This is a genomic window from Kribbella sp. NPDC043289 (assembly GCF_056436705.1).
In genome coordinates this window covers 873,229-893,085 of record NZ_JBWKCB010000001.1, presented here as the reverse complement: position 1 = coordinate 893,085, position 19,857 = coordinate 873,229, and the positions used below count along the sequence as shown (strand labels likewise).

Here is a 19,857-nt window from a genome sequence, read left to right as displayed (position 1 = left end):
CCCCGTACTGCTCAGACCGAACTACAACGAGTAGTCATCGATCGCGTTACGCCACTGATCGATCGGCGCGTCCCGGCCACCAGAAACGGTCTCCCAGCAGGAAAGCCAGCGCCGGTACGACGACAGTCCGCACCAGCAACGTGTCGAGGAGTACGCCGACGCACACGATCACACCCACCTGCGTCAGCGTGATCAACGGCAGCACGCCGAGTACCGCGAACACGGCCGCGAGCAGCAACCCAGCGCTGGTGATGACGCCGCCGGTGACCCGCAACGCGGTGAGCATCCCGTCGCGCGTGCCGGACGTGGCCGCCTCCTCGCGGGCCCGTGTGGTCAGGAAGATGTTGTAGTCGACCCCGAGCGCGACCAGGAACAGGAACGAGAGCAAGAAGACCGAGCCATCCAACGCGGGGAACCCCAACAAGTGGTCGAACAACAGCCAACTCGCACCGAAGCTCGCGAAGAACGACGCGATCACCGTCAACAGCAACAGCACCGGCGCGAGCACCGACCTGAGTACGGCGACCAGCACCGCACCGACCAGCAACAGGATCAACGGGATGATCAGCAACCGGTCGCGCTGATCGGCCTTGTCCACGTCGAGTGTCTCGGCAGGGCCGCCGCCCACCAGCACCGACCCGCCGTCGACGACATCAAGCGCACTCCGCAACCCGCGGACAGCATCGACCGACTGGGGACTCCCCGGCTCGGACGACAGTACGACGTTGAAGGACACGACCTCGTCGCTCTTCCGGTCCGGCGTCACTTGAGCCACGCCGTCGACCGTCCGTGCGACCCGGGCGATCTCGTCGGCCGCCGAGGCCGGCCCGACGACAACCACCGGATCGGTGCTGCCAGCCGGGAACGCCTGCGCCAATACCTTGGCGCCCTTGACCGCCTCGGGCTCAACGCGGAACTGCTCGTTCTGTGCGAGTCCGGTGCGCGCGCCCAGTCCACCGATGGCGAGCCCGGCCAGGACGATCAGGGACGCGACCAGGATCAGGGCGGGTCGCTTGAGGACCGCCGTACCGAGGCGACCCCAGAGCTTTCCTTCGGACGCCTGGTCGCCGACGCGCGGGACGAAGGGCCAGAAGATCCGCCGCCCGAACAACGCCAGCGCGGACGGCAGCACGACCAGCCCGGCGAGCATCGCGAACGCGATGCCGATGATGCAGGACACCGCGATTCCCTGCAGGGTCTCGGTACTGGCGAGCAACAGCAGGGCCAGCGCGCCGATGACCGTTCCACCGCTGGCGAGAATCGGTTCCGCGACCCGGCGTACGGCGATCTGGAGTGCGACCAGCGCATTGTCGTTCTGCCGGAGTTGCTCGCGGTACCGGGCGATCAGCAGCAATGCGTAGTCGGTCGCCGCGCCGAAGACGAGGACGCTCGCGATGCCGGAAACCTGTCCGCCGCCGGGGAGGCCGAGCCGCGCGAGCACCTGCTCGGACAGACCGGTGGTCGTCTGCTCGGTCAGGCCGACAACGAGCAGCGGCACGAGGACGAGGCCTGGGCTGCGATAAGTGATCAGCAGCAGGATCGCGACCACGATCGCCGTGACGAGGATGAGATTGGTATCCGCGCCGTCGAAGACCCGGACGAGGTCAGTGGTGAACGCGGCCGGGCCGGTCACCGCCGCCTGCACACCGGAGGGCAGGTCCTTCAGGTCGGCGCGGAGCTTGTCGACCTGCTTGCTGATCTGATCGTCGTCGCCTGATGGCAGCGTCAGGATCGCCAGCGCGACTGTTCGTTCCTCCGACACCTGAACGGGCACCCGTACGCCCAGTGCCGAGGCGCGCTTCTGGATCTCGCCCTGTTGTGCCGCGTCGAGTGCCGCGCCGTCCGGCCGGTTGAAGACGATCAGCGCCGAGGTCTCGTCGGTGGCGCCCGGCAACTGGTCGCGGAGCCGCTCGACCTCGGCGGACTCGACCGACGACGACAGTCCGGTCGCCGAACGAGCCGTCGCGGCCTCGGGCTTCGGACTCAGCAGGGCGACGGCCGCCACCGCCAGCCCGAGCAGGACGAAGACCACCGCGGCGCGTCGGGAGGACGGCAAAGCTTTAACTCGGAACACAAGAATCTCCAGAATCTAGTATCTCGATTATCAAGATATTAGACCGTGGCGTTCCGCAGCCTCTCACCGGGTCCGGGGCTCAGGCCTCGTCGGCGAGATCGGCGCGGTACTGCTGGAAGGCCTCCAGGGTCGCCGAGAGGTAGCGCGCGACGACCGCGAGCTCGGCCTCGCTGAACTGCCGCATGACGCTGTCGTGCAACTCCCCCAGCGGGCCGAAGAACCGCCCGGCGAGCTCCAGACCGGAGTCGCCGTAGTGCAGGATCACGCGGCGTCGGTCGGCGGTGTCCCGCTCCCGCCGGACGTGACCGGCGCGCTCGAGCCGATCGATCAGGCTGGTCACCGTACCGGTCGAGAGCCCCAGGTCGGTGGCGAGTTCACCGGCCGTGAGCGGATGCCCGGAGCGGCCGGCAACCAGGATCCGGGTCAGCGCCTCGACATCGGTCGAGTGCACGCCGTTGCGCTGGCCGAAGACGTGACCGATCCGCTGACCCTCGGCCACCAGCGCCTGCGTCAGCCGGGTCAGCTCATCGCGACGACGGCCCGTTTCTCCCATCGCGACGACACCTCCGAGAAAACTCGACAACCGAGATAAATTACCATGTCGAAAGGCGTCGTCCCCGTTCGTAGCGAGGGTGAGAGACCGGCAACGGACCGGTCCGGTCATCGCTAGGAGCACTCGGATGGAATCCATCGCGCGCCGCCTCTGCCAGCAACTGCTGGAGCCGATCCACCTCGTCGCCTACATGGCCGAGGAGCCGACCGAGGAAATCAACGCGCTCGGCTTCGAGGGCTACTGGCCGGGGTACTTCGCAGCGCGGTCGGCGCCGCTCGGCAAGGTACCCGCCGAAGTCGTCGACGCCCTCTTCTACAACTTCGCCCCCGGCGAGGTCGCCGCCTACATCCCGAGCGTCTGGGAGGTCACCACTCCCGAAGCGGCGCTCGCCGCCCGCGAGCGGGGCGCGGTCAAGGCCCTCCGCCGCATCCTCGGTGACCTGGCCGACTCCCCCGAACTGGCCCGCGCCGCCGACCTCGCCACCAAGATCGCGTTCAACGCCCCGCCCGCGGGCCGCATCCTGTACGCCGGTCTGCGGTCGCTCCCGGTTCCGGACGAGCCGGTCGCCCGGATCTGGCACGCGGCCACGCTGCTCCGCGAACACCGCGGCGACGGCCACACGATCGCGCTGGTCGCCGCCGGCATCGACGGGCAGGAAGCCCACGTGTTCCAGGCGATCGACTGGGGCATGAAGCCGAGGGACTACGGACGGCTCAACCCCCTCACCGACGACCAGCTCGCCACCGTGGTCGACGGCCTCCGCGCCCGCGGCCTGGTCGACGAGTCCGACCAGTTCACCCCCGCCGGCTGCGACCTCAAGAACCACATCGAGTCCGTCACCGACACCCTGGCCGCACCGGCCTACGTGATCCTGAGCCCCCACGACGTCGACCAACTCACCGCCGACCTCACCCCAATCGCCGCCCACATCGCGGCCAACGGCTACAGGTAGGTGCTGAAGAAGGTCGTCAGCCTCGCCACGGCAGGTGTCACGTACTCCGGCTTGTCGTAGAGGTCGACGTGAGTTGCGCCGTCGATCCGCGACAGTTCCTTGGGGCCTTGGGCTCGTTGATAGGCCTCGACGCTCATCCACGAGGTGACGGCTGCTGAGCCGGCGATGAGGAGCAGGGGGCGTGGGGCGATCAGGTCGACTGTGCGGAAGGCGTCGAAGGTGATGATGCGGTCGACGCTCGACCAGGTCAGTGTCTTCGCGGAGCGCGGGTGCATTCCGCGCGGCGTGCAGTAGTACTCCCAGCCTTCGAACACGTGCTGACCACCCTGCCGCGCAACCTCTTCGGTCGCCGGGAACAGGTCGAAGGACTGGACGCCGCCGTCCCGAGCTTCCGCCGTACGAGCAGCTGCGGCGGCGTCGAGCAGGGACTGCAGTACGGCGGGATCCTGCGTGCCGTCTGCGCCCAGCCGGAACTGGCGGGCGATGTCGGCGGCGCTCACGGTCGCCACCGCCTTGATCCGGTGGTCGGTGCCGGCCGCGGCGAGGCTGTAGCCGCCGGACGCGCAGATGCCGAGGACGCCGATCCGGTCCGCATCGACGTCCGGCCGGGTGGTCAGGAACGACACGGCGGCCTTCAGGTCCTCGATCCGCTGCGCGGGATCCTCCAGCCCGCGCGGCTCACCGTCGCTCGCTCCCTGGTACGCCGCGTCGAACGCGAGCGTGACGAAACCCTGCTCGGCGAGCAGGCGGGCATACAAACCAGCCGCCTGTTCCTTCACGCCACTGCCAGGGTGGCCGACGACGACCGCCGGAGCGGGTCCGTCGATGCGAGGTGCGTAGAGGTGTCCGGCGAGCTTCAGGCCGGCGCTGACGAAGCTGACGTCGATGGGTTCGACTGCGTCCTGCTGTTGTTCGGTCATGGCTCCACAGTCCGCGCCCGCCGAACATGGTTCCAGGGAGGGTCTTGCCTAGGCAAGCCAGTACCAGGCACATATGCCATCCCTAGGAGACACTTGGATCATGAACGAACTCGGCGAGTTCCTCCGCTCGCGGCGCGCCGCCCTCGAACCGCATCAGGTGGGACTGCCGGACGACGGACGCCTTCGCCGAGTGCCCGGCCTCCGCCGCGAGGAGCTCGCCCAACTCGCGCACGTCAGCATCGACTACATCGTCCGCCTGGAACAGGGCCGCACCCGTCGCGTCTCGCGGCCCGTTCTCGACGCCCTCGCCGACGCGTTGCAACTCGCAGACGACGAGCGCTCCTATCTCTTCACCGTCGCCGACGTCGCACCCACTCAACGCCCGACCCGACCGGCGGTGGCACCGCACCTCCGGCAACTGCTCGACACCATGCACGACGTCCCCGCGATGGTGCTCAGCCGCACCATGGACGTGCTGGCGTGGAACCGCGGCGCCGTCGCACTCCTCACCGATTTCGAGGCCTTGCCGTCCGCGCACCGGAACCTGATCCGCCTCACCTTCCTCGACCCGCAGTTCCGTTCGCTGTACGCCGACTGGACGCGATCGGCCCGCGAGTGCGTCGCCGTACTGCGGATGGAGGCCGGCCGCACCCCTGGCGATCCGGCGCTGAACTCGTTGATCGGTGAGCTCAGCGTCCACGACGCCGACTTCCGGAACTGGTGGGCGACCCATCAAGTTCGTGGCCCGCGGCAACTGACCAAGACCTACGTGCACCCGGTCGCCGGCGAGCTCACGCTCGACGTGCAGCAGTTCACCGTCGACACCCACCCGGAGCAGTTCCTGGTCGCGTACACGGCCGCCCCCGACACCCCGTCGTACGACGGACTTCGCTTCCTGCTCCAGATGGCTGAGTACACACCGCGATGACGTCGACGGCCGGAGTGCGGCGCGAGAGTCTACGAGCATCTGGCCTGGACGCGGCCGTGCAGATGCTGAACCGCATGTACCCGGCCCGGCTGCACCTCGTCGGCCGGAACCGTGACGACGGCTTCCTCGCTCTCAGTACGGCGGACGGTGGCGGCGTCGGCGCCGATCGGTGCCGAATGCAGATGAGCTTCAACAGCCGCATCTACTCGTGGCGGGACCTCACCGCGGTCTGGCTGGTGAACGGCCGGCTCGGGGCCGACGACCGCGCCGGCGCGCACAACCTCACTGCCGGCGACTCCTTGATGTACTCGAGCAACGACATGATGAACTTCCGCGCCGAGCCGCTCGAGCTCGTCGTCGTGCGGGTCCCGCAGGCCGAGGTCGACCGAGTGGCGGCCCGGCGGTGCGACGTCGTACCGAAGCAGCTGTGGCCCGGCGCCGGCCGGCCGGTGTCGCGGGCGATGAACCTGCACTGGCAGGCACTCAGCGGTTTCGTCCGCCAGACACTCGGCACGGCACCGTCGATCGCCGACAACCCGCTGGTCGCCGCGCAGCTGTTCGAGTACGTCGCCACGTCGATGCTGACCGTCTTCCCGAACGCGACGATGCAACTCGACCACCTGCCGTCCCCCGGCTCGGTCGGTACGGCGAGTCTGCGCCGCGCGACGGCGTACGCCGACGCGAACGCGGCCGAGCCGATCACGGTCGAGGACATGGCGACGGCCGCCGGCACCAGCGCGCGGGCACTGCAGTACGCGTTCCGCCGGCACCTGTCGTGCACGCCACGTCAGTACCTCCGCCGCGTCCGGCTCGAAGGCGCGCACCGCGAACTCCAAGAGGCGGACCCCAACAGCGGCGACACCGTCGCCGACATCGCGCTCCGCTGGGGCTTCGCCTCAACTGGTTGGTTCAACCAACACTACCGAGCGACATACGGCCAGTCGCCCGGTACGACGTTGCGCGACGGTTGCTAGGTCAGGTCATCGCAGCGACGCGGGTGGCGAGTTCGTGCCGGTACACCGGCCGCGCCACGTCGGTGGTGTGGGTGAGCGTGCCGTCGCGCAGCATCTCGTGGATCTCGTCGACGCCGACACTGAGACTGCGCGCGGCGACCGACAACGGCAGCCAGCCCTGGCGCAGCCGCGCGAGCACCTCCACGTCCTGATGTCGCAGCGGGAATTCCTTGCCGTAGGCATGCAACAGCCCCGCGGCGATCAACCGCCGTACCCCGGTCTGGCCGAGGCCGAGCTCGGCGCCGGCCTCCGCGACGGACATCCATCGGTCCAGGCCGACCTGGACGACGTCCGAGAGCAGCAGCCGGCGATGCGCACGCGACCGGGCCGGCAGCCGTCCCGCGCGCACCAGCCCGACCACCCGCGGTGGCGACACGCCGAGCAACGCCGCCGCCTGAGCGGTTGTGATCAGCGGATCGTCGACCATGATCGGCTCCCCGAGCAACTCGGCCAACCGCTCCCGATACTCCTGCCCCAATGCCTTTTCAGCCACTGCAGCCCCTCCCCAGTTCGCTGCCGCACGCGAGCGGTTGACGGACAACACGCTCTGTAGCCATTGACTCATGATCAGATCTACACGGGCGAGGATCGAAATTCGCTCTCCGGCCGACCACTTCGGATTCCGGAGTCCAGCCGGCAGGTGGAGCGGCTGGCTACTGTCGTTGTATGAGTCGACTCGTGGTGGATGCGCCGATCGTTGGTGTGACTGTGTATCCGGATCGCGCGCGGGTGACCCGGCGCGGGCGGATCGCGGTGCCGGCCGGGGACCAGACGGTGTCCCTCGAACCGCTCCCGCTGTCCCTCGAACAGGACTCGGTCCGGGTCTCCGGCCGCGGGCCGGCCGCCGTGCTGGGTGTGGACATCGCGACACAGCACCACCCACAGGCACCTGACGAGGCCGTCGCCGAGCTAGAACGCGAGCGCCTCGACGCCCAGAACCACGTCGCCGAGCTGACGGACGCCGACGACGTACAGGCGCAGGTGGACGCCTTTCTCACTCAGCTCGCTCGGCGCGCCGGGGGGAGCTTCGCGCGGACGCTGGCGTCGAGCGAACCAGGCGCCGAGCTGGGTGACTTCACCGAGTCGCTCGCCGCCCGGCTCTCCGCCGTACGGGCCACGCGCCGGGAGCTCGCCGCACAGCGGCACGACGCGGACCAGCGTCTCGCGGCGGTCGAGCGTCGGCTGACCGCGATCACGAAGCAGCGCGTGCCGGACCGGCACGCCGCCGCCATCGCCTTGGCGGTGGAATCCCAGGCCGAGGTCGAGATCGAGCTCTCGTACGTCGTCCCCGCCGCCGGCTGGACCAGCTCGTACGACGTCCGTCTGACCGGCGACCGCCTCACGCTGAACTGGTACGGCCTCGTCACGCAGCAGACCGGCGAGGATTGGCCGGAGTGCGACCTGACACTCTCGACCGCGCGGCCGACCGTCACGGCGAAGATCCCCGAGCTCGACCCGTGGTACCTCGATCGCTTCCAGCCGCCGGTGCCCGTCGCCGCCCCGGCGCCCGGCGCCTGGGACGGGACCGAGACATTGCAGTCCGCGCCCGCCGGACCACGTCTCGGGATGCAGATGGCGGCACGCCGAGACCGGGCGTTCGCCGATTCGGAAGCGATCGTCGAGCAGGGCGTCACCGCCGCGAGCTACACGCCGCCCCGGCCGATCGCCGTCCCCGCGGACGGCGCGACGCACCGCGCCACGATCACGGCGATCGATCTCGAGGCCGAGCTGGACTACGTGACCGCGCCGGTGCGCTCGACCGACGTCCACCTGCGCGCGACCGTCGTGAACTCGTCCGCGCACACCCTCCCCGCCGGCCGCGCCGCGGTCTTCCACGACGCGGACTTCGTCGGCTCGGCCGCGCTCCCGCTGTGGGCCCCCGGCGAGGACGTCGAACTCGCCCTCGGCCTCGACGACCGCATCCGCGTCGAACGCAAGCTGGTACGCCGGGAAGCCACCAAGGCGACCCTCGGCTCGACCCGGCGCCGTCAGGTCGAGTACGAGACCCAGATCGAGAACCACACCCCACGCAGCGCGCGGATCACGGTCCTCGACCAGCTGCCGGTGGCTCGCGACCACGAGATCACCATCAAGCCGATCAGCACCCATCCGGACCCGGCCGAGACCACCGAACTCGGCGTCATCACCTGGAAGCTCGACCTCGCCGCCGGCGCCGAAACCACCGTCCGGCTGGGTTTCCGCGTCGACACCGGCAAGTCCGTCGATCTCACGGGCTGGCGCGAATAGGCTCAGGTGATCTCGAGGTTGGCCATCATCCCCATGTCCTCGTGTTCCGCATTGTGGCAGTGGAACAGGTACCGCCCGCGGTAGCCGTCGAATCGAGTGATGATCTCGGCGGACTCCCCCGGGCGCAGCGACACCGTGTCCTTCAGGCCCGCGTCGTGCGGAAGCGGCGCGTGGCCGCCTCGGGACAGCACCTGGAACCCCACGAGGTGCAGATGCACCGGGTGGTGGACGTCGGCAATCAATCGCCAGATCTCCACATCTCCCAGCCGCGTGGTGACATCGGTGCGATCCGGCGCGAACGGCCGGCCACCGATCAGCCATCCGTGCCCATCCCCGAGTTGCCCGGCGCGGAACGCGAAGTCACGGACCCGCACCGCCTCCGATCGCTGCCACTGCGGCAGATCCTCCGACAGCACAGGAGGAATCCGGCTCGGGTCGGCCGCCTTCTGTACGACGTCGAACGCCATCACGTCGCGCGTCCGCCCGGTCCCCGCGCGATTCACGATCCGCACCCGGCTTCCTACCGGGACCTCGGTGAAGTCGACAACGACGTCGTACCGCTCGGCGGGCGCGATCGGCAGGTTGCGATGCCTGACCGGTTCCCGAAGCAGGCCCTGGTCGGCGCCGATCTGGACGAGATCGAGTCGCCGTCCGTCGTCGAGTACCGCCTCGAGGTCGTAGTGCCGGGCGTTCGAGGCGTTCAGGATCCGTAGCCGGTACCGGGCCGCGTCCACCTCATGCACCGGCCACGGGGCACCGTTAACCAGGATCACATCACCCAGAACCCCTGCCATATAAGGCTCCTGGACACCCGGCTTGGACCGCAGCGTCGGATCCAGGGCGGGATAGCTGAACGATCCGTCGGCGGCGAAGGCCCGGTCGGCGATCATCAACGGCAGCTCCCGCGCCCCCGCCGGCAGACCGAGCGAGTCCTCGGCGTCATCGCGGACGATGTGCATCCCGGCCAGCCCGCGCCAGATCGCCGGCGCGGTGAAGTCCATCCGGTGATCGTGGTACCAGAGCAAGGTCGGCCGCTGATCCAGCGGGAACGTGTACTCCCGTGTCACCTCGGTCGTCGTCGCCCGCGGATCGTGCATCCCTTGCATTCCTTGCATACCAGTCATTCCCGGCATCTCGTGGGACAGGTGATCCGGGACCCAGCCCGTCGGCAGCACGAGGTCGGTCGGGTAGCCGTCGGACGCCGGCGGTGTCCGCCCACCGTGCAGGTGCACGACCGTCGGCACCGGCAACTCGTTGCGGTGCGCAACAGTGATCGCCTGGCCCCGTCGCGACTCGATGGTCGGTCCGGGGAACGTCCCGCCGTACGTCCACAACCCGGTCCGCAGCCCCGGCAGGATCTCCGCGGTCACCTCCCGCTGCACGATCTCGTACCGCTTCACACCATCCACCACCTTCACCGGCGCCAGCACCGAAGGCACCGGCAACGGCACCTCGAACGCCGGCGGCAGCGGTACGTCGCTCCGCAGCAGCGCCCCCGTCTGCGCCGGACGCCGCGCCAGCGCCGCAGCACTCGACAACCCACCCGCCGCGACCACCCCGAGCGCGCCACCGATGCCGAACAGTTGCCGTCGGCTCATTCGCTCAGGCAATGTCAGCACCCACCTCAGGCTCGGTCCGACGCACAATCGGCTGACGCCAGACGGATACGAACAGCAGGACCACTGCGGCCACCGTGATCACCCCGAGCGGGATGTGCAGCCACAACGCACCGTCCATTCCGGCGAAGTACTGGACCGTCTCGGCAGCCACCACCGCCAGCGATGCGACGAACGGCCAGACCTGCCGCAGCCGCCCCCAGACGACGACCGCGACGATCACTTGCAGATAGCCGATCGACGTCACCACGTCCGCGCCGGCCGCGTGCAACCGCAGACCGTCGAAGTCACCACTCAGATACACGCCGGCGAACACCGGCTGGGCGCAGATCGCCACCAGATGCGCGCTCACCACGCTCCGCAGTACCCACCCGCTGGTCATCGGGCAGCCTCCTCACTCAGGTTCTGGATGCGAAGCGACACTATGATTCGAGAGTTATGAGCGTCCAAGACCAATATCGCTATCCAGTTATGATCGAAACGGCATAACCGAGAGGACCGCGGTGGATCTCACCATGCTCCGGCAGTTCGCCGTCGTCGCCCGGCTCGAGCACCTCAGCCGGGCCGCCGACGAACTGCACGTCGCCCAGCCATCCCTCAGCCGCACCATCGCCCGCCTGGAGAGCGAGCTCGGTACGCCGCTGTTCGACCGCGCGAACCGACTGCGCCTCAACCCGACCGGGGAACTGTTCCGCGGGTACGTCGAACGCGCGCTCGGTGAGCTCGACGCCGGTCGCCGGGCCGTTGCCGAGGCGACCGAACAAGGCTCGGGTGCCGTGCGGGTCGCCGCCGAGACCTTCCTGGCCCTGACCGAACCGCTGGCTGCCTTCAAGCGCGATCATCCGGGCATCGAGATCGAGCTCCGGCAGATGTCGCCCGCGGACATGCCCAGCCAGTTGCGCGCACAGGACGTCGACTTCTGCGTCGCCTCCCAACCGGTGCCCAGCGCCGGCTTGGAATCAGCCGTCCTGCTGGACGAAGCCGTGTACGTCGTGACGCCGCTCGACCATCCGCTCGCAGGCCGCACCACGGTGACCGTCGACGACCTCGCAGACGAGCCGTTCGTCACGGCCCGGAGGGGCCACTGGCAACGACGCTTGCTCGACCGACTGTTCACCGAGAGGGGTCTGACACCGCGGGTCGTCTGCGAAAGCGACGAGGCGGGGACGATCCAGGAGCTGATCCGGACCGGCCTCGGCATCGGCTTCAATCCGGAGATCGCCCGCCGATCGATGCCCGACTATCCAGTCGCGTGGCTCATCGTCGACCATCCCGAGTGCCGGCGTACGCTCTCGTTGCTTTGGAGTGCGGACAGCCGACTGTCGACGGCCGCGCAGTTGCTGCGGACCGCTATCACCGGGTGGGACTGGACGCCTCGATCAGAGTGAGCCGTCCAACCAGGACCTGGCAACCTCGAACTTCTTCTCCAGCCGAGCCCGGACGGCATCGGCGACGAGCTGCTCGAGCCGGCTGCCGACCACCGGGACGGACGCCGTCACCTGCAGGTCGAACGCCTGCGCGGTCCCCCGGCCGTCGGGCACGATCCGCGTCGTGCCGATCAACTTCACCGGTACGCCGGTCAGCTCGCCGTCGACATCCGCCTCACGCGCACCGTTGACATCGGCGCGATGCCAAACCTTGCTCTGCGCAAGCTCCAGCGTGCTGCCCACGAACCGTCGCGCGACCACCGGGACGTCGGAGGCCTTCGTCTGCCAGTGGAACCGCACCGCCAGGTCGTCACCGTCGTCCCCCACCACGACGTCGTACGACTGCGCCCGCATCCGCTCGAACACCTGCTGCTGGAACGTGACATCGGTGATCATCGCGAACACTTCCTCCGGAGAGGCGTCGTACGACGTGGCGAGAGACAAATCCATGCGCCCATCTTGCCCGACCCCTACCGAGCGGTCACGAGTACTGCAGCTTCCGGCCTCCCGATCAGGACAGCACCAGCCGCAGCCGCAGCTTCGGCGGTTCCTCAGCGATCACCTGAAAACCAAGGCGTTCGTACAACTCCCGCGCACGATTCAGTTGCAGCACGTGCAACTCGACGGCCGCCGCACCTGACTCTCGCGCACGCTCCACGAGCCGCCGCAACAACGTCGTACCGACACCCCGCCCCTGCACCTCGGGAGCGATCTCGATGCGGGAGATGTAGTAGATGCCGTCCGCGTCTGGAGCGGCCTGCAGCATGCCCGCGCGGCGGCCGTCGACGAGCACGATCTCGATCGTCTCCGGACGGAACCAGTTCCGGTGGAACTGCCGTTGCACGGCGTCGTCCCACGGGCCCCAGGTCGCCTCGATCACGTCGCCCAGCGTCCGGCGGTGCAGGTCGTACAGGAACTCGCCGTCGGCCGACGTGGCAGGTCGCAGCCGGACGTCTTCCACGCCCCCTCCTCACACCTGTTGCCCTACGCAACTACCAGTCGCCGTCGCGTCAGGGCCGGCACGACGACGTAAGCGATATCGAAGTGATTTTCGGTACGTAGTGAAAGGGGCGTGACACGATGCGCAACCTTGTGTAACCTTTTCGTGATGTTCACGGCGTAGCTGACTGAGAACGGGGCTTGGGAAGCGCATGGAGCATTTCGCACCGGGCGGTGCATGACCGAGACATGTCCACACATGTGTCTGTACACACGCATACCGCCACCGACACAGACGACGAGGACGCACTGATCCGGCTCGCGCAAGCGGGCGATGGACCGGCCTTCGGCCGGCTCTACGATCGGTACCTGCCGTCGATCTACCGCTACACCTACAGCAAGACCTCGTCCCGCAGTGTGGCCGAGGACCTGACCAGCGAGACGTTCCTGCGAGCGTTCCGCGCGATCGGCAAACCACGGGCGCGGCTGAACTTCGCGGCGTGGCTCGTCACCATCGCCCGGAACGTGGTGATCGACCATCACCGGTCCGGCTGGAGCCGGCTCGCGGTCGTCACCGACGAGGTCGATCCACAGGTCGACGAGTCGGCCGGACCGGAGCAGGCGGCGCTCGCGTCGGTGAGCGAAGCCGCACTGCGCGGCGCCATGGCCGGGCTGCCCGACGACCAGCGTGAATGCCTGCTCCTGCGGTTCTTCACCGGCTTGTCGATCAGCGAGACCGCGGCCGCGATGGACCGCACCGACGGCGCGGTGAAGCAACTGCAGTTCCGCGCCACCAACCGCCTGCGCGGATTGATCAAGGATCGTTGAGGTCTGCGGGAGGCGCCGTGGATGAACGCGGGCGAAACACCGACGCGGAGTCCTTGCGCACCTATCTACCTTCCGGTAGGAAAGGGCGGGTGCCATCCGGCTCACGGCCGTGACACGGCCGATCCATCCATATCTCACGGGGAGATATCGCATGAGCAATCCTTACGACGACAACGGATCGTCGGACCGTTCCGGTGACCAGGGCAACGACTTCGGCGCGGATTCCAGCGGAGGGGAATCCCGCGGCGACAGCTCGTACGGCCAGGGCAACCAGGGCGACGACGGCAACGACAGCCAGGGCGGTTACGAGAGCCGGGGCAACGAGAACGACAGCGACAGCCAGGGCAATGACTACGGCCAGGGTGGCGGGTCGGAGCGCTCCGGCAACGAGTCCGGTGGTGACTACGGTCAGCGCGAGGAGTCGGGTAGCAGCAGCTACGGCTCCGGCGACGACTCGCGGGGCGGGAACGACTACGGCCAGAGCGGTGACTCCGGCGACGACTCGCGCGGTGGTAACGACTTCAGCCAGGGCGGCGAGTCTGGTGGTGACAGCGGCTACGGTCAGCGCGAGGAGTCCTCGCAGCAGGGCGGCTACGGCCAGGGTGGCACCGAGGGTTCGTCGGACGGCGGCTTCGGCTCGTCGAACGACGGCGACAACAACAGCTACGGCAACTGAGCGGAGATCTGACCATGGGTGTCTTCGACAACATCAAGAACGCCGCGGAAGGCCTGAAGGACAAGGCCACCGACCTGGTCGACGGCCACGGTGACAAGGTCGGCGAGGGCCTGGACAAAGCCGGCGACTTCGTCGACGAGAAGACAGGCGGCCAGTACGGCGACAAGATCGACGCCGGCGTCGACAAGGCCAAGGAAGGGTTGGACAACCTGGACGGCCAGAACGACGACATCCCGGACAACCAGGGCTGATCCGGCCCTGATCGAACTGCCGGAGGCGGTCGTGGACCTTGTCCGCGGCCGCCTCCGGCACGTCCGGCCTGCTAGAAGTCGTCGTCAGGCATGTCGACGGTGGCCAGCTCGATCAACCGTTCGGCGACCTGCGCGCAGCGTTCCTCGGCCCGGCCGCGCGCCGCACCGGCGTACCGCAGGCGGGCGGTCGCGGTCAGTGGGTCGGACCAGACTTCAATCAGCGCCCCGCCCGGTCGCGGCTGCACCTTGACCGCGATCCGCACCCAGCCACCCAGACCACTGCGCAGCCGTACGACGAGTTCGTGGTCCGGCCGCCAGCTCTCGACCACCGCGACGATCAGGTGCCGGTTGTGCGCGTGCCGCGCCCGCAGCTCCTTGCCGGTGTCGCGTTCCAGCGTGCTACCGGCCTCGGGCCAGTTGTGCGCGGGCCGGAGCTCGGACGGTACGGCGATCATCCAGTCGGCGAACGTCGCGGGATCCCGCAGCACCGCCGTCACGGCGTCAACGCCAACGGCGCCGAACCGCCATGCCATTACCATCCGAAGCCGCTTCCCTGTCCGCTGCCCGTACCTGGACCTGGACCTGTGTCTATCAGGTAGCGCCCTCGCCCGGCACTCTTCCTCGCCCGGCAGCACCGGCATCGGCGATTCCGATGCCGCAGGCAACATCGCACCACAGTCGGCCCGCAAGGTCTGCCGGACCGCGGTCACGGGTCCACCATAGCGGCGGGCAGGACCAGTTCGAAGGTCGCGCCGACCGTGCTCGGGGCGAGCCGCAACTGGCCGCCGAACCGGTTCGCCACGTCGTGCGCGAGCGCCAGGCCGAGCCCGTAGTGGGCCCGACCACTGCGCGGTCCGCTCGAGTCGAACCGCCGCAGGACCCGTTGCGCCGCTTCGGGATCGAGTCCGGGCCCGGTGTCACTGACCGCGAGGATCACCTCCGCGCGCTGCCGCCGTACGGCGATCCGGACCTCTCCCCCGCGCGGCGTGTGATCGATCGCGTTGTCCACAAGGGAAATCGTGGCCCGGCGAATCGCGCTCGGCGAGCCGATCGTCACCGCGCTGCCGTCGTCAGCGACCCACCGCAGCCGTACGCCGGCCTGCTCCGCATGGGCCGTCGCCGAGTCGCTCACCTCGCGCGCGACCCGGGTCAGGTCGATGGGTTCCTGCTGCTCGGCGCCGCGCGGATCGGCCGCCGCCAGCAGGTCGTCGACGACCTCCGCCAACCGCCGTGTGTCACGGATCACTCCGTCCGCGTCGCCCAGGACCTCGTCGCCGGCACCTTCGCGCCGGAGCGTCCGGCCGAGCAGTTGTGCTCGCGTGCTCAACAACGTCAACGGCGTCCGCAACTCGTGCCCGGCATCGGCCACGAACGCCCGCTGCAACGTCAACGCCTGCGCCAGCGGCCGGACGGCGCGACGTCCGATCACCACGCCCAGCAAGCCGGCGAGCAACAACGCCGGCACCGCGGCCAACGCCATCGACTGCACCAACCGTGCCTGGGCCTTGTGCGCGGCCTCGAGATCGAGGATCGCCTGCACCGGGCGGCCCTTCACCATCCCGGTCGCGACCCGGTACTCGCCGTCGCGCTCCGCGACCGTGCTCACGTCGATCTCCGGCGCGGCATCGGTTCGCAACGCCACCAGCTCCGGACTGAGATCGTCCGGCAGCCCGGGTGACGACGTCGTCCCTGACGGACCGGACAGAACCAGCCACGTGCCAGCCGGCGGATCACCGACGTCGTCGGCCGTCGCGACGGCGGATCGCAGCAAGTCGTCCGCCGCATCGGACTGTCCACGCACCACGACGACCGTGACGAGCGCGATCAGCAGCAGCATCGCCGCTGCCACCAAACCCGCGGCGCGGACGGCGACTCCACGGGCAGCTCGCTGGACGAGCACCTCGTCGCCGATCAGCTGTCCACTCATGTCGCACCCAGCCGGTACCCGAGCCCCCGTACCGTGCTGATCACGCCCCGTCCCAACTTGCGCCGGCAGTAGTGCACGTAGGTGTCTGCCACGCTCTCCGACTCCGCGTCGCCGAACACCAGGTCGAGCAGTTCCGACCGGCTGAAGACCACCCCGGGCCGCGCCGCCAGCAGACCGAGCAGTGCGGCTTCCCGCTCCGACAACTCCACGGTCCCGCCCGCGTTCCGGCGTACCGTCCGGCCGGCCAGGTCCAGTGAGCCACCAGGTACGGCGAGGTGGACGGCCTGATCGAGATGACGCCGGAGGAGGGCCCGCACCCGGGCCAGCAACTCGCTCAACTCGAACGGCTTCGTCAGGTAGTCCTCGGCGCCCGCGTCCAGACCGGCGACCCGGTCCTCGGTGCTGCTCCGCGCCGAGAGCACCAGGATCGGGGTGCCGACGCCGCGGCTCCGCAGCCGGGCGATCAGATCCAGCCCCTCGACGGCGGGCAGGCCACGGTCGACGATCATCGCGTCGACCGGACGCGTCAGCGCCAGATGCAGACCGGTGTGGCCGTCGCCGGCCCGCGTCACGGCGTACCCCTCGTCGGTGAGCACTCGGTCGAGCATGCCGATCAGGTCGGCGTCGTCCTCGACGAGCAGGATCCGTGCGGTCACGAGGTTCCCCAGCCGGCCGTCGAGAACATGTTGCCGTCAGCAAGAATGCCGAACCCCTCGAATCCCGGCAGCAGGATCGCGGGCCAGTCGTCACCGGCCACGAACGCGGCGGTGGCGAAGATGTCGGCGTACTCCAGGGACGGGCCGCTGACGGACACCGAGAGCCAGCGGCCTCGCACCGGACGCCCGGTCCGCGGGTCGTAGAGGTGCTCACCGCGCGCCGCCGTACCGCTGGTGGCCACCGCTCCCCACGTCCGGTCCAGGCTCGCGACGACCCGGCCCGGGTCCCGCGGGTCCTGGATGCCGATCGTGAACGCCTCGGCGCTGGGAGAGATGACGAGGACGTCGCCGCCCGCGTTCAGGCACCAGTCCACGTCGGCCACCGCGCGCAACCGCTCACCGGCGCGCTCGACGGCCCATCCCTTGACGAGCCCGGACGGATCCCAGCCACCGTCCGGCAGGTCGGCGTCGAACAGGCCGCCCGTCATCTCCCGGGCCGCGGCACACCGCTCGCAGACCTCGAGCACATCGAAGCCGGCATCGCTCCAATCGACCTCGCCGCGCATCAGCAGACTGACCACGCTGTCCGGCTTGTACGGCGAGAACAGCCGGTCGATGTCGCCAAGCTCGGCGTACAGGTCCTGGACGGCGGAATCCGCCGCGTCCGAGCCGGCCTGAGCTCCTCGGGCGAGCACACTGATGGGCATTCCCATCAAATGCTCGACCCAGCTCCGCCTCATGTAGCCGACGCTAGAGAACCTTCCCTGAGAGCCCGCTGAGCTGTGTACGCCGCGACGTGCTGCGCGACCACGCGCTCCCACGTCATCACCGGATCGGTGAACCGGTTGTGCTGCTGCATCCGGTTCAGTACGGCGGTGTCGGACAAGAGTGCCGCGACGGTCCTGGCCATCTCGGTGTCGGACTCGACCAGGAACCCCTCGACACCAGGACGGATGAACTCGCGCACGCCACCGGACGCCATCGCGACCACCGGAAGACCGGCGCAGCGCGCCTCGAGCGCCGCGACCCCGAACGACTCCAGCTCCGCCGGCGCGAGGTAGACGTCCGCCGACGCGTACAGCTGCTGGATCTCGTACCGCGTCAGGCGACCCGGCAGCTCGACCCACGGCGTCAGCGAACGGCGTCGGCTCTCCAGCGCGCGCTCGCGCGGTCCGGCGCCGACGATGACGCCCCGGAGCGGGACCTCGGGCGGCACGAGCTCGCGGATCGCTGCCAGGGTCCGGAGCAGCGCGGTCGGACGCTTCCGCCGGGACAGCCGCATCGTGCTGACGATCGTCAGTGGATGACTCACCCGTCCGGCGAGCCGCCAAGCGGTCGGTTCGACGCCGTTGTGCAGTACGTCGACCGCGCGGCCGGGCAGCGCCCGCCGGACGACGTTCGCCACCGCCTCACTCACCGCGGTCCAGGCGACGCCACCGCAGTACTTGTCGATCTGCGCGATCGGCCACGGCATCGTTGGACCGGGCAACGAATGCACGGTGATGATCGCGGTATCGGCCAACCGCGCCGCACGCCAGGCCAGCGGGGACACCAAGGACGAGTGAGCGTGGACGAGGTCGAACGTCGCCAGCTCGACCCGCAGCCGTTCGACGCCCGCAGCCGTTGGTACGCCGGCCGCGGCGGGCAGTCTGACGACCGGGACACCGCCGGAGGACGGCCCCTCCGTGATGGTGAACACCGTCACGTCGTGTCCGGCCCGGATCAGCTGGACGGCGAGATCGTGAACCTGCAACTCGATGCCCCCGAGGCGTGGCAGATAGCAGTCGCTGACCAGCGCGATTCTCATCCGGCCACCGCCTGCAGACGCGACGCGCGGTGCTGCAGCGACGACCAGATCGCGAGCAGGATGCCACCCACCGGGATCTCCATCAGGAACGTGAACCCGCGGAACAGCAGCAGGCCGGCCGCGACACCGGCCGGATCGCCGCCGAGGGCGACCAGCGCCGCCGTCGTACCGATCTCGACGACTCCCGCGCTACCGGGGGTGATCGGAACGAGGGTCAGCAGCCGCTCCACGGCCAGTGCGGTGAACAGCACCGGGAGGCCGAGCGGCACGTGCAGGACGTGGAAGCACAACCACAGCAGGGCGAGCTGCAGCGCGAGGTACGCGATCATGCCGACCGTCATCGTCCGCCAGCCGGTCCGCATCACGTGCAGCGTCGTACGGCGGAACCTCGGAAGTCGCTCGGCCATTCGCGACCGGCGGAACACCTTGTCGATCCCGCGACCGATCAGTGTCGCGGCGCGCTCGTCGACGAGGATCCAGACGCTGACCAGCACCGCGATCGGCACCGGCAGGAACAGCAGACTGCCCTTCCCGAACGCGGACGCACTGTGCAGGATCGGTGCCAGCGCGAGCGCGACCGCGATCACCCCGAGCTTCGAGAGGACGTTCAGCAGGGTGGTCACGGCGAGGAACCCGCCGAACGCGCGCCGTGTGAAGCCCCAGCGGCGGACCATGCTGAAGTTCAGCGCGGTGCCGACGGCGCCACCCAGCGGGAGAACGTTTGCCACCGCGCTGCCGGTCAGGCTCAGGGTCAGCCCGCGGCGCTTCGTCAGCCCGGGCAGCGACGCCGCGAGGACGAACGAGTGCGCCCAGAGGCCGGAGATCCACACCACTGCGAGCAGCAGCAGCGAGACCAGCGACACCCGGGCGAGGACGTCGCCGATCTGAGCCCAGGTGGCACCGACCGCTCGCGGTAGGAACACCACGAGCGCCGCCGTCACCAGCCCACTCAGGACGGAGGTCGTCAGGCGCCGCCGCCATCCTTTGCGCTGTTCGAGATCACTCATCGGTACCAGCGTGGAGCCCGGACGCTGAGAGGGTGC

22 protein-coding genes are annotated in these 19,857 nt (G+C 69.2%); 8 read left to right on the top strand and 14 right to left on the bottom strand.

Annotated features, from left to right (window positions below; genetic code table 11):
• Positions 1–46: 46 nt before the first annotated feature.
• Together AC0662_RS04160 and AC0662_RS04155 are read right to left on the bottom strand one after the other, a co-directional pair.
• Positions 47–2,056, bottom strand: coding sequence for an MMPL family transporter (locus AC0662_RS04160; RefSeq protein WP_478298403.1), 2,010 nt, complete (start codon positions 2,054–2,056; stop codon positions 47–49).
• A gap of 97 nt (positions 2,057–2,153) precedes the next feature.
• A complete protein-coding gene (locus AC0662_RS04155; RefSeq protein ID WP_478298401.1) occupies positions 2,154–2,627 on the bottom strand; it encodes a MarR family winged helix-turn-helix transcriptional regulator in 474 nt (157 codons plus the stop codon).
• A 127-nt stretch (positions 2,628–2,754) separates the two neighbouring features.
• Between AC0662_RS04155 and AC0662_RS04150 the strand changes: the two genes are divergently transcribed.
• Positions 2,755–3,579 carry an SCO6745 family protein gene (locus AC0662_RS04150; protein WP_478298399.1) on the top strand — a complete coding sequence of 275 codons (825 nt, stop codon included), beginning with the start codon at positions 2,755–2,757 and terminating at the stop codon, positions 3,577–3,579.
• Here AC0662_RS04150 and AC0662_RS04145 read toward each other — a convergent pair.
• Complete coding sequence (locus AC0662_RS04145; RefSeq protein ID WP_478298397.1) at positions 3,570–4,499, bottom strand: alpha/beta hydrolase; 930 nt, start codon at positions 4,497–4,499, stop codon at positions 3,570–3,572. The two genes, AC0662_RS04150 and AC0662_RS04145, sit on opposite strands and share 10 nt — an antisense overlap.
• A 100-nt stretch (positions 4,500–4,599) precedes the next feature.
• On the opposite strand from AC0662_RS04145, the gene AC0662_RS04140 reads away from it, so the two are divergent.
• Together AC0662_RS04140 and AC0662_RS04135 are read left to right on the top strand one after the other, a co-directional pair.
• Positions 4,600–5,427, top strand: coding sequence for a helix-turn-helix transcriptional regulator (locus AC0662_RS04140; protein ID WP_478298395.1), 828 nt, complete (start codon positions 4,600–4,602; stop codon positions 5,425–5,427).
• Positions 5,424–6,401, top strand: a complete 978-nt coding sequence (locus AC0662_RS04135) for a helix-turn-helix domain-containing protein (RefSeq protein ID WP_452200427.1) — start codon at positions 5,424–5,426, stop codon at positions 6,399–6,401. Before AC0662_RS04140 ends, AC0662_RS04135 begins: the two co-directional genes overlap by 4 nt.
• A 1-nt stretch (position 6,402) precedes the next feature.
• On the opposite strand, the gene AC0662_RS04130 is transcribed toward AC0662_RS04135, so the two are convergent.
• A complete protein-coding gene (locus tag AC0662_RS04130; protein WP_452200429.1) occupies positions 6,403–6,933 on the bottom strand; it encodes a helix-turn-helix domain-containing protein in 531 nt (176 codons plus the stop codon).
• Between the two features lie 173 nt (positions 6,934–7,106).
• Here AC0662_RS04130 and AC0662_RS04125 point away from each other — a divergent pair, with 173 nt between their 5' ends.
• Positions 7,107–8,687: a DUF4139 domain-containing protein gene (locus AC0662_RS04125; protein ID WP_478298392.1), complete on the top strand. Its 1,581-nt coding sequence runs from the start codon at positions 7,107–7,109 to the stop codon at positions 8,685–8,687.
• A gap of 2 nt (positions 8,688–8,689) precedes the next feature.
• Here AC0662_RS04125 and AC0662_RS04120 read toward each other — a convergent pair whose 3' ends face one another.
• Positions 8,690–10,285, bottom strand: coding sequence for a multicopper oxidase family protein (locus AC0662_RS04120; protein ID WP_478298391.1), 1,596 nt, complete (start codon positions 10,283–10,285; stop codon positions 8,690–8,692).
• A 4-nt stretch (positions 10,286–10,289) separates the two neighbouring features.
• Complete coding sequence (locus AC0662_RS04115; protein WP_478298389.1) at positions 10,290–10,685, bottom strand: hypothetical protein; 396 nt, start codon at positions 10,683–10,685, stop codon at positions 10,290–10,292.
• Between the two features lie 121 nt (positions 10,686–10,806).
• On the opposite strand from AC0662_RS04115, the gene AC0662_RS04110 reads away from it, so the two are divergent.
• Positions 10,807–11,691, top strand: coding sequence for a LysR family transcriptional regulator (locus AC0662_RS04110; protein ID WP_452200436.1), 885 nt, complete (start codon positions 10,807–10,809; stop codon positions 11,689–11,691).
• Here AC0662_RS04110 and AC0662_RS04105 read toward each other — a convergent pair.
• Both AC0662_RS04105 and AC0662_RS04100 read right to left on the bottom strand, forming a co-directional pair.
• Positions 11,683–12,180, bottom strand: a complete 498-nt coding sequence (locus AC0662_RS04105; RefSeq protein ID WP_478298386.1) for a DUF2505 domain-containing protein — start codon at positions 12,178–12,180, stop codon at positions 11,683–11,685. The genes AC0662_RS04110 and AC0662_RS04105 overlap by 9 nt on opposite strands.
• A gap of 61 nt (positions 12,181–12,241) precedes the next feature.
• Positions 12,242–12,691, bottom strand: a complete 450-nt coding sequence (locus AC0662_RS04100; protein WP_478298384.1) for an N-acetyltransferase family protein — start codon at positions 12,689–12,691, stop codon at positions 12,242–12,244.
• Between the two features lie 227 nt (positions 12,692–12,918).
• Here AC0662_RS04100 and AC0662_RS04095 point away from each other — a divergent pair, with 227 nt between their 5' ends.
• The 3 genes from AC0662_RS04095 (at position 12,919) to AC0662_RS04085 (ending at position 14,424) form a co-directional block, all read left to right on the top strand.
• A complete protein-coding gene (locus AC0662_RS04095; protein ID WP_478298382.1) occupies positions 12,919–13,497 on the top strand; it encodes an RNA polymerase sigma factor in 579 nt (192 codons plus the stop codon).
• A gap of 151 nt (positions 13,498–13,648) precedes the next feature.
• Entirely contained in the window at positions 13,649–14,173 is a 525-nt protein-coding gene (locus tag AC0662_RS04090; protein ID WP_452200443.1) for a hypothetical protein, read from the top strand.
• A 14-nt stretch (positions 14,174–14,187) separates the two neighbouring features.
• Positions 14,188–14,424, top strand: coding sequence for an antitoxin (locus tag AC0662_RS04085; protein ID WP_452200444.1), 237 nt, complete (start codon positions 14,188–14,190; stop codon positions 14,422–14,424).
• 71 nt (positions 14,425–14,495) lie between these two features.
• Here AC0662_RS04085 and AC0662_RS04080 read toward each other — a convergent pair whose 3' ends face one another.
• The 6 genes from AC0662_RS04080 to AC0662_RS04055 all read right to left on the bottom strand — a co-directional run bounded on the left by AC0662_RS04080 (position 14,496) and on the right by AC0662_RS04055 (position 19,821).
• Positions 14,496–14,957 (bottom strand): hypothetical protein, encoded by a 462-nt coding sequence (locus AC0662_RS04080; protein ID WP_478298379.1) that lies wholly within the window; start codon positions 14,955–14,957, stop codon positions 14,496–14,498.
• A 173-nt stretch (positions 14,958–15,130) separates the two neighbouring features.
• Entirely contained in the window at positions 15,131–16,351 is a 1,221-nt protein-coding gene (locus tag AC0662_RS04075; protein ID WP_478298377.1) for a sensor histidine kinase, read from the bottom strand.
• Positions 16,348–17,007 carry a response regulator transcription factor gene (locus AC0662_RS04070; protein ID WP_478298376.1) on the bottom strand — a complete coding sequence of 220 codons (660 nt, stop codon included), beginning with the start codon at positions 17,005–17,007 and terminating at the stop codon, positions 16,348–16,350. Before AC0662_RS04070 ends, AC0662_RS04075 begins: the two co-directional genes overlap by 4 nt.
• Positions 17,004–17,747, bottom strand: coding sequence for an FAD:protein FMN transferase (locus tag AC0662_RS04065; protein WP_478298374.1), 744 nt, complete (start codon positions 17,745–17,747; stop codon positions 17,004–17,006). Before AC0662_RS04065 ends, AC0662_RS04070 begins: the two co-directional genes overlap by 4 nt.
• A complete protein-coding gene (locus AC0662_RS04060; protein ID WP_452200453.1) occupies positions 17,744–18,814 on the bottom strand; it encodes a glycosyltransferase family 4 protein in 1,071 nt (356 codons plus the stop codon). Before AC0662_RS04060 ends, AC0662_RS04065 begins: the two co-directional genes overlap by 4 nt.
• The gene (locus tag AC0662_RS04055) at positions 18,811–19,821 is read right to left on the bottom strand and encodes a lysylphosphatidylglycerol synthase transmembrane domain-containing protein (protein ID WP_478298372.1); all 1,011 of its coding nucleotides are present in this window, start codon (positions 19,819–19,821) and stop codon (positions 18,811–18,813) included. The genes AC0662_RS04060 and AC0662_RS04055 overlap by 4 nt, the downstream gene beginning before the upstream one ends.
• Positions 19,822–19,857 lie beyond the last annotated feature (36 nt).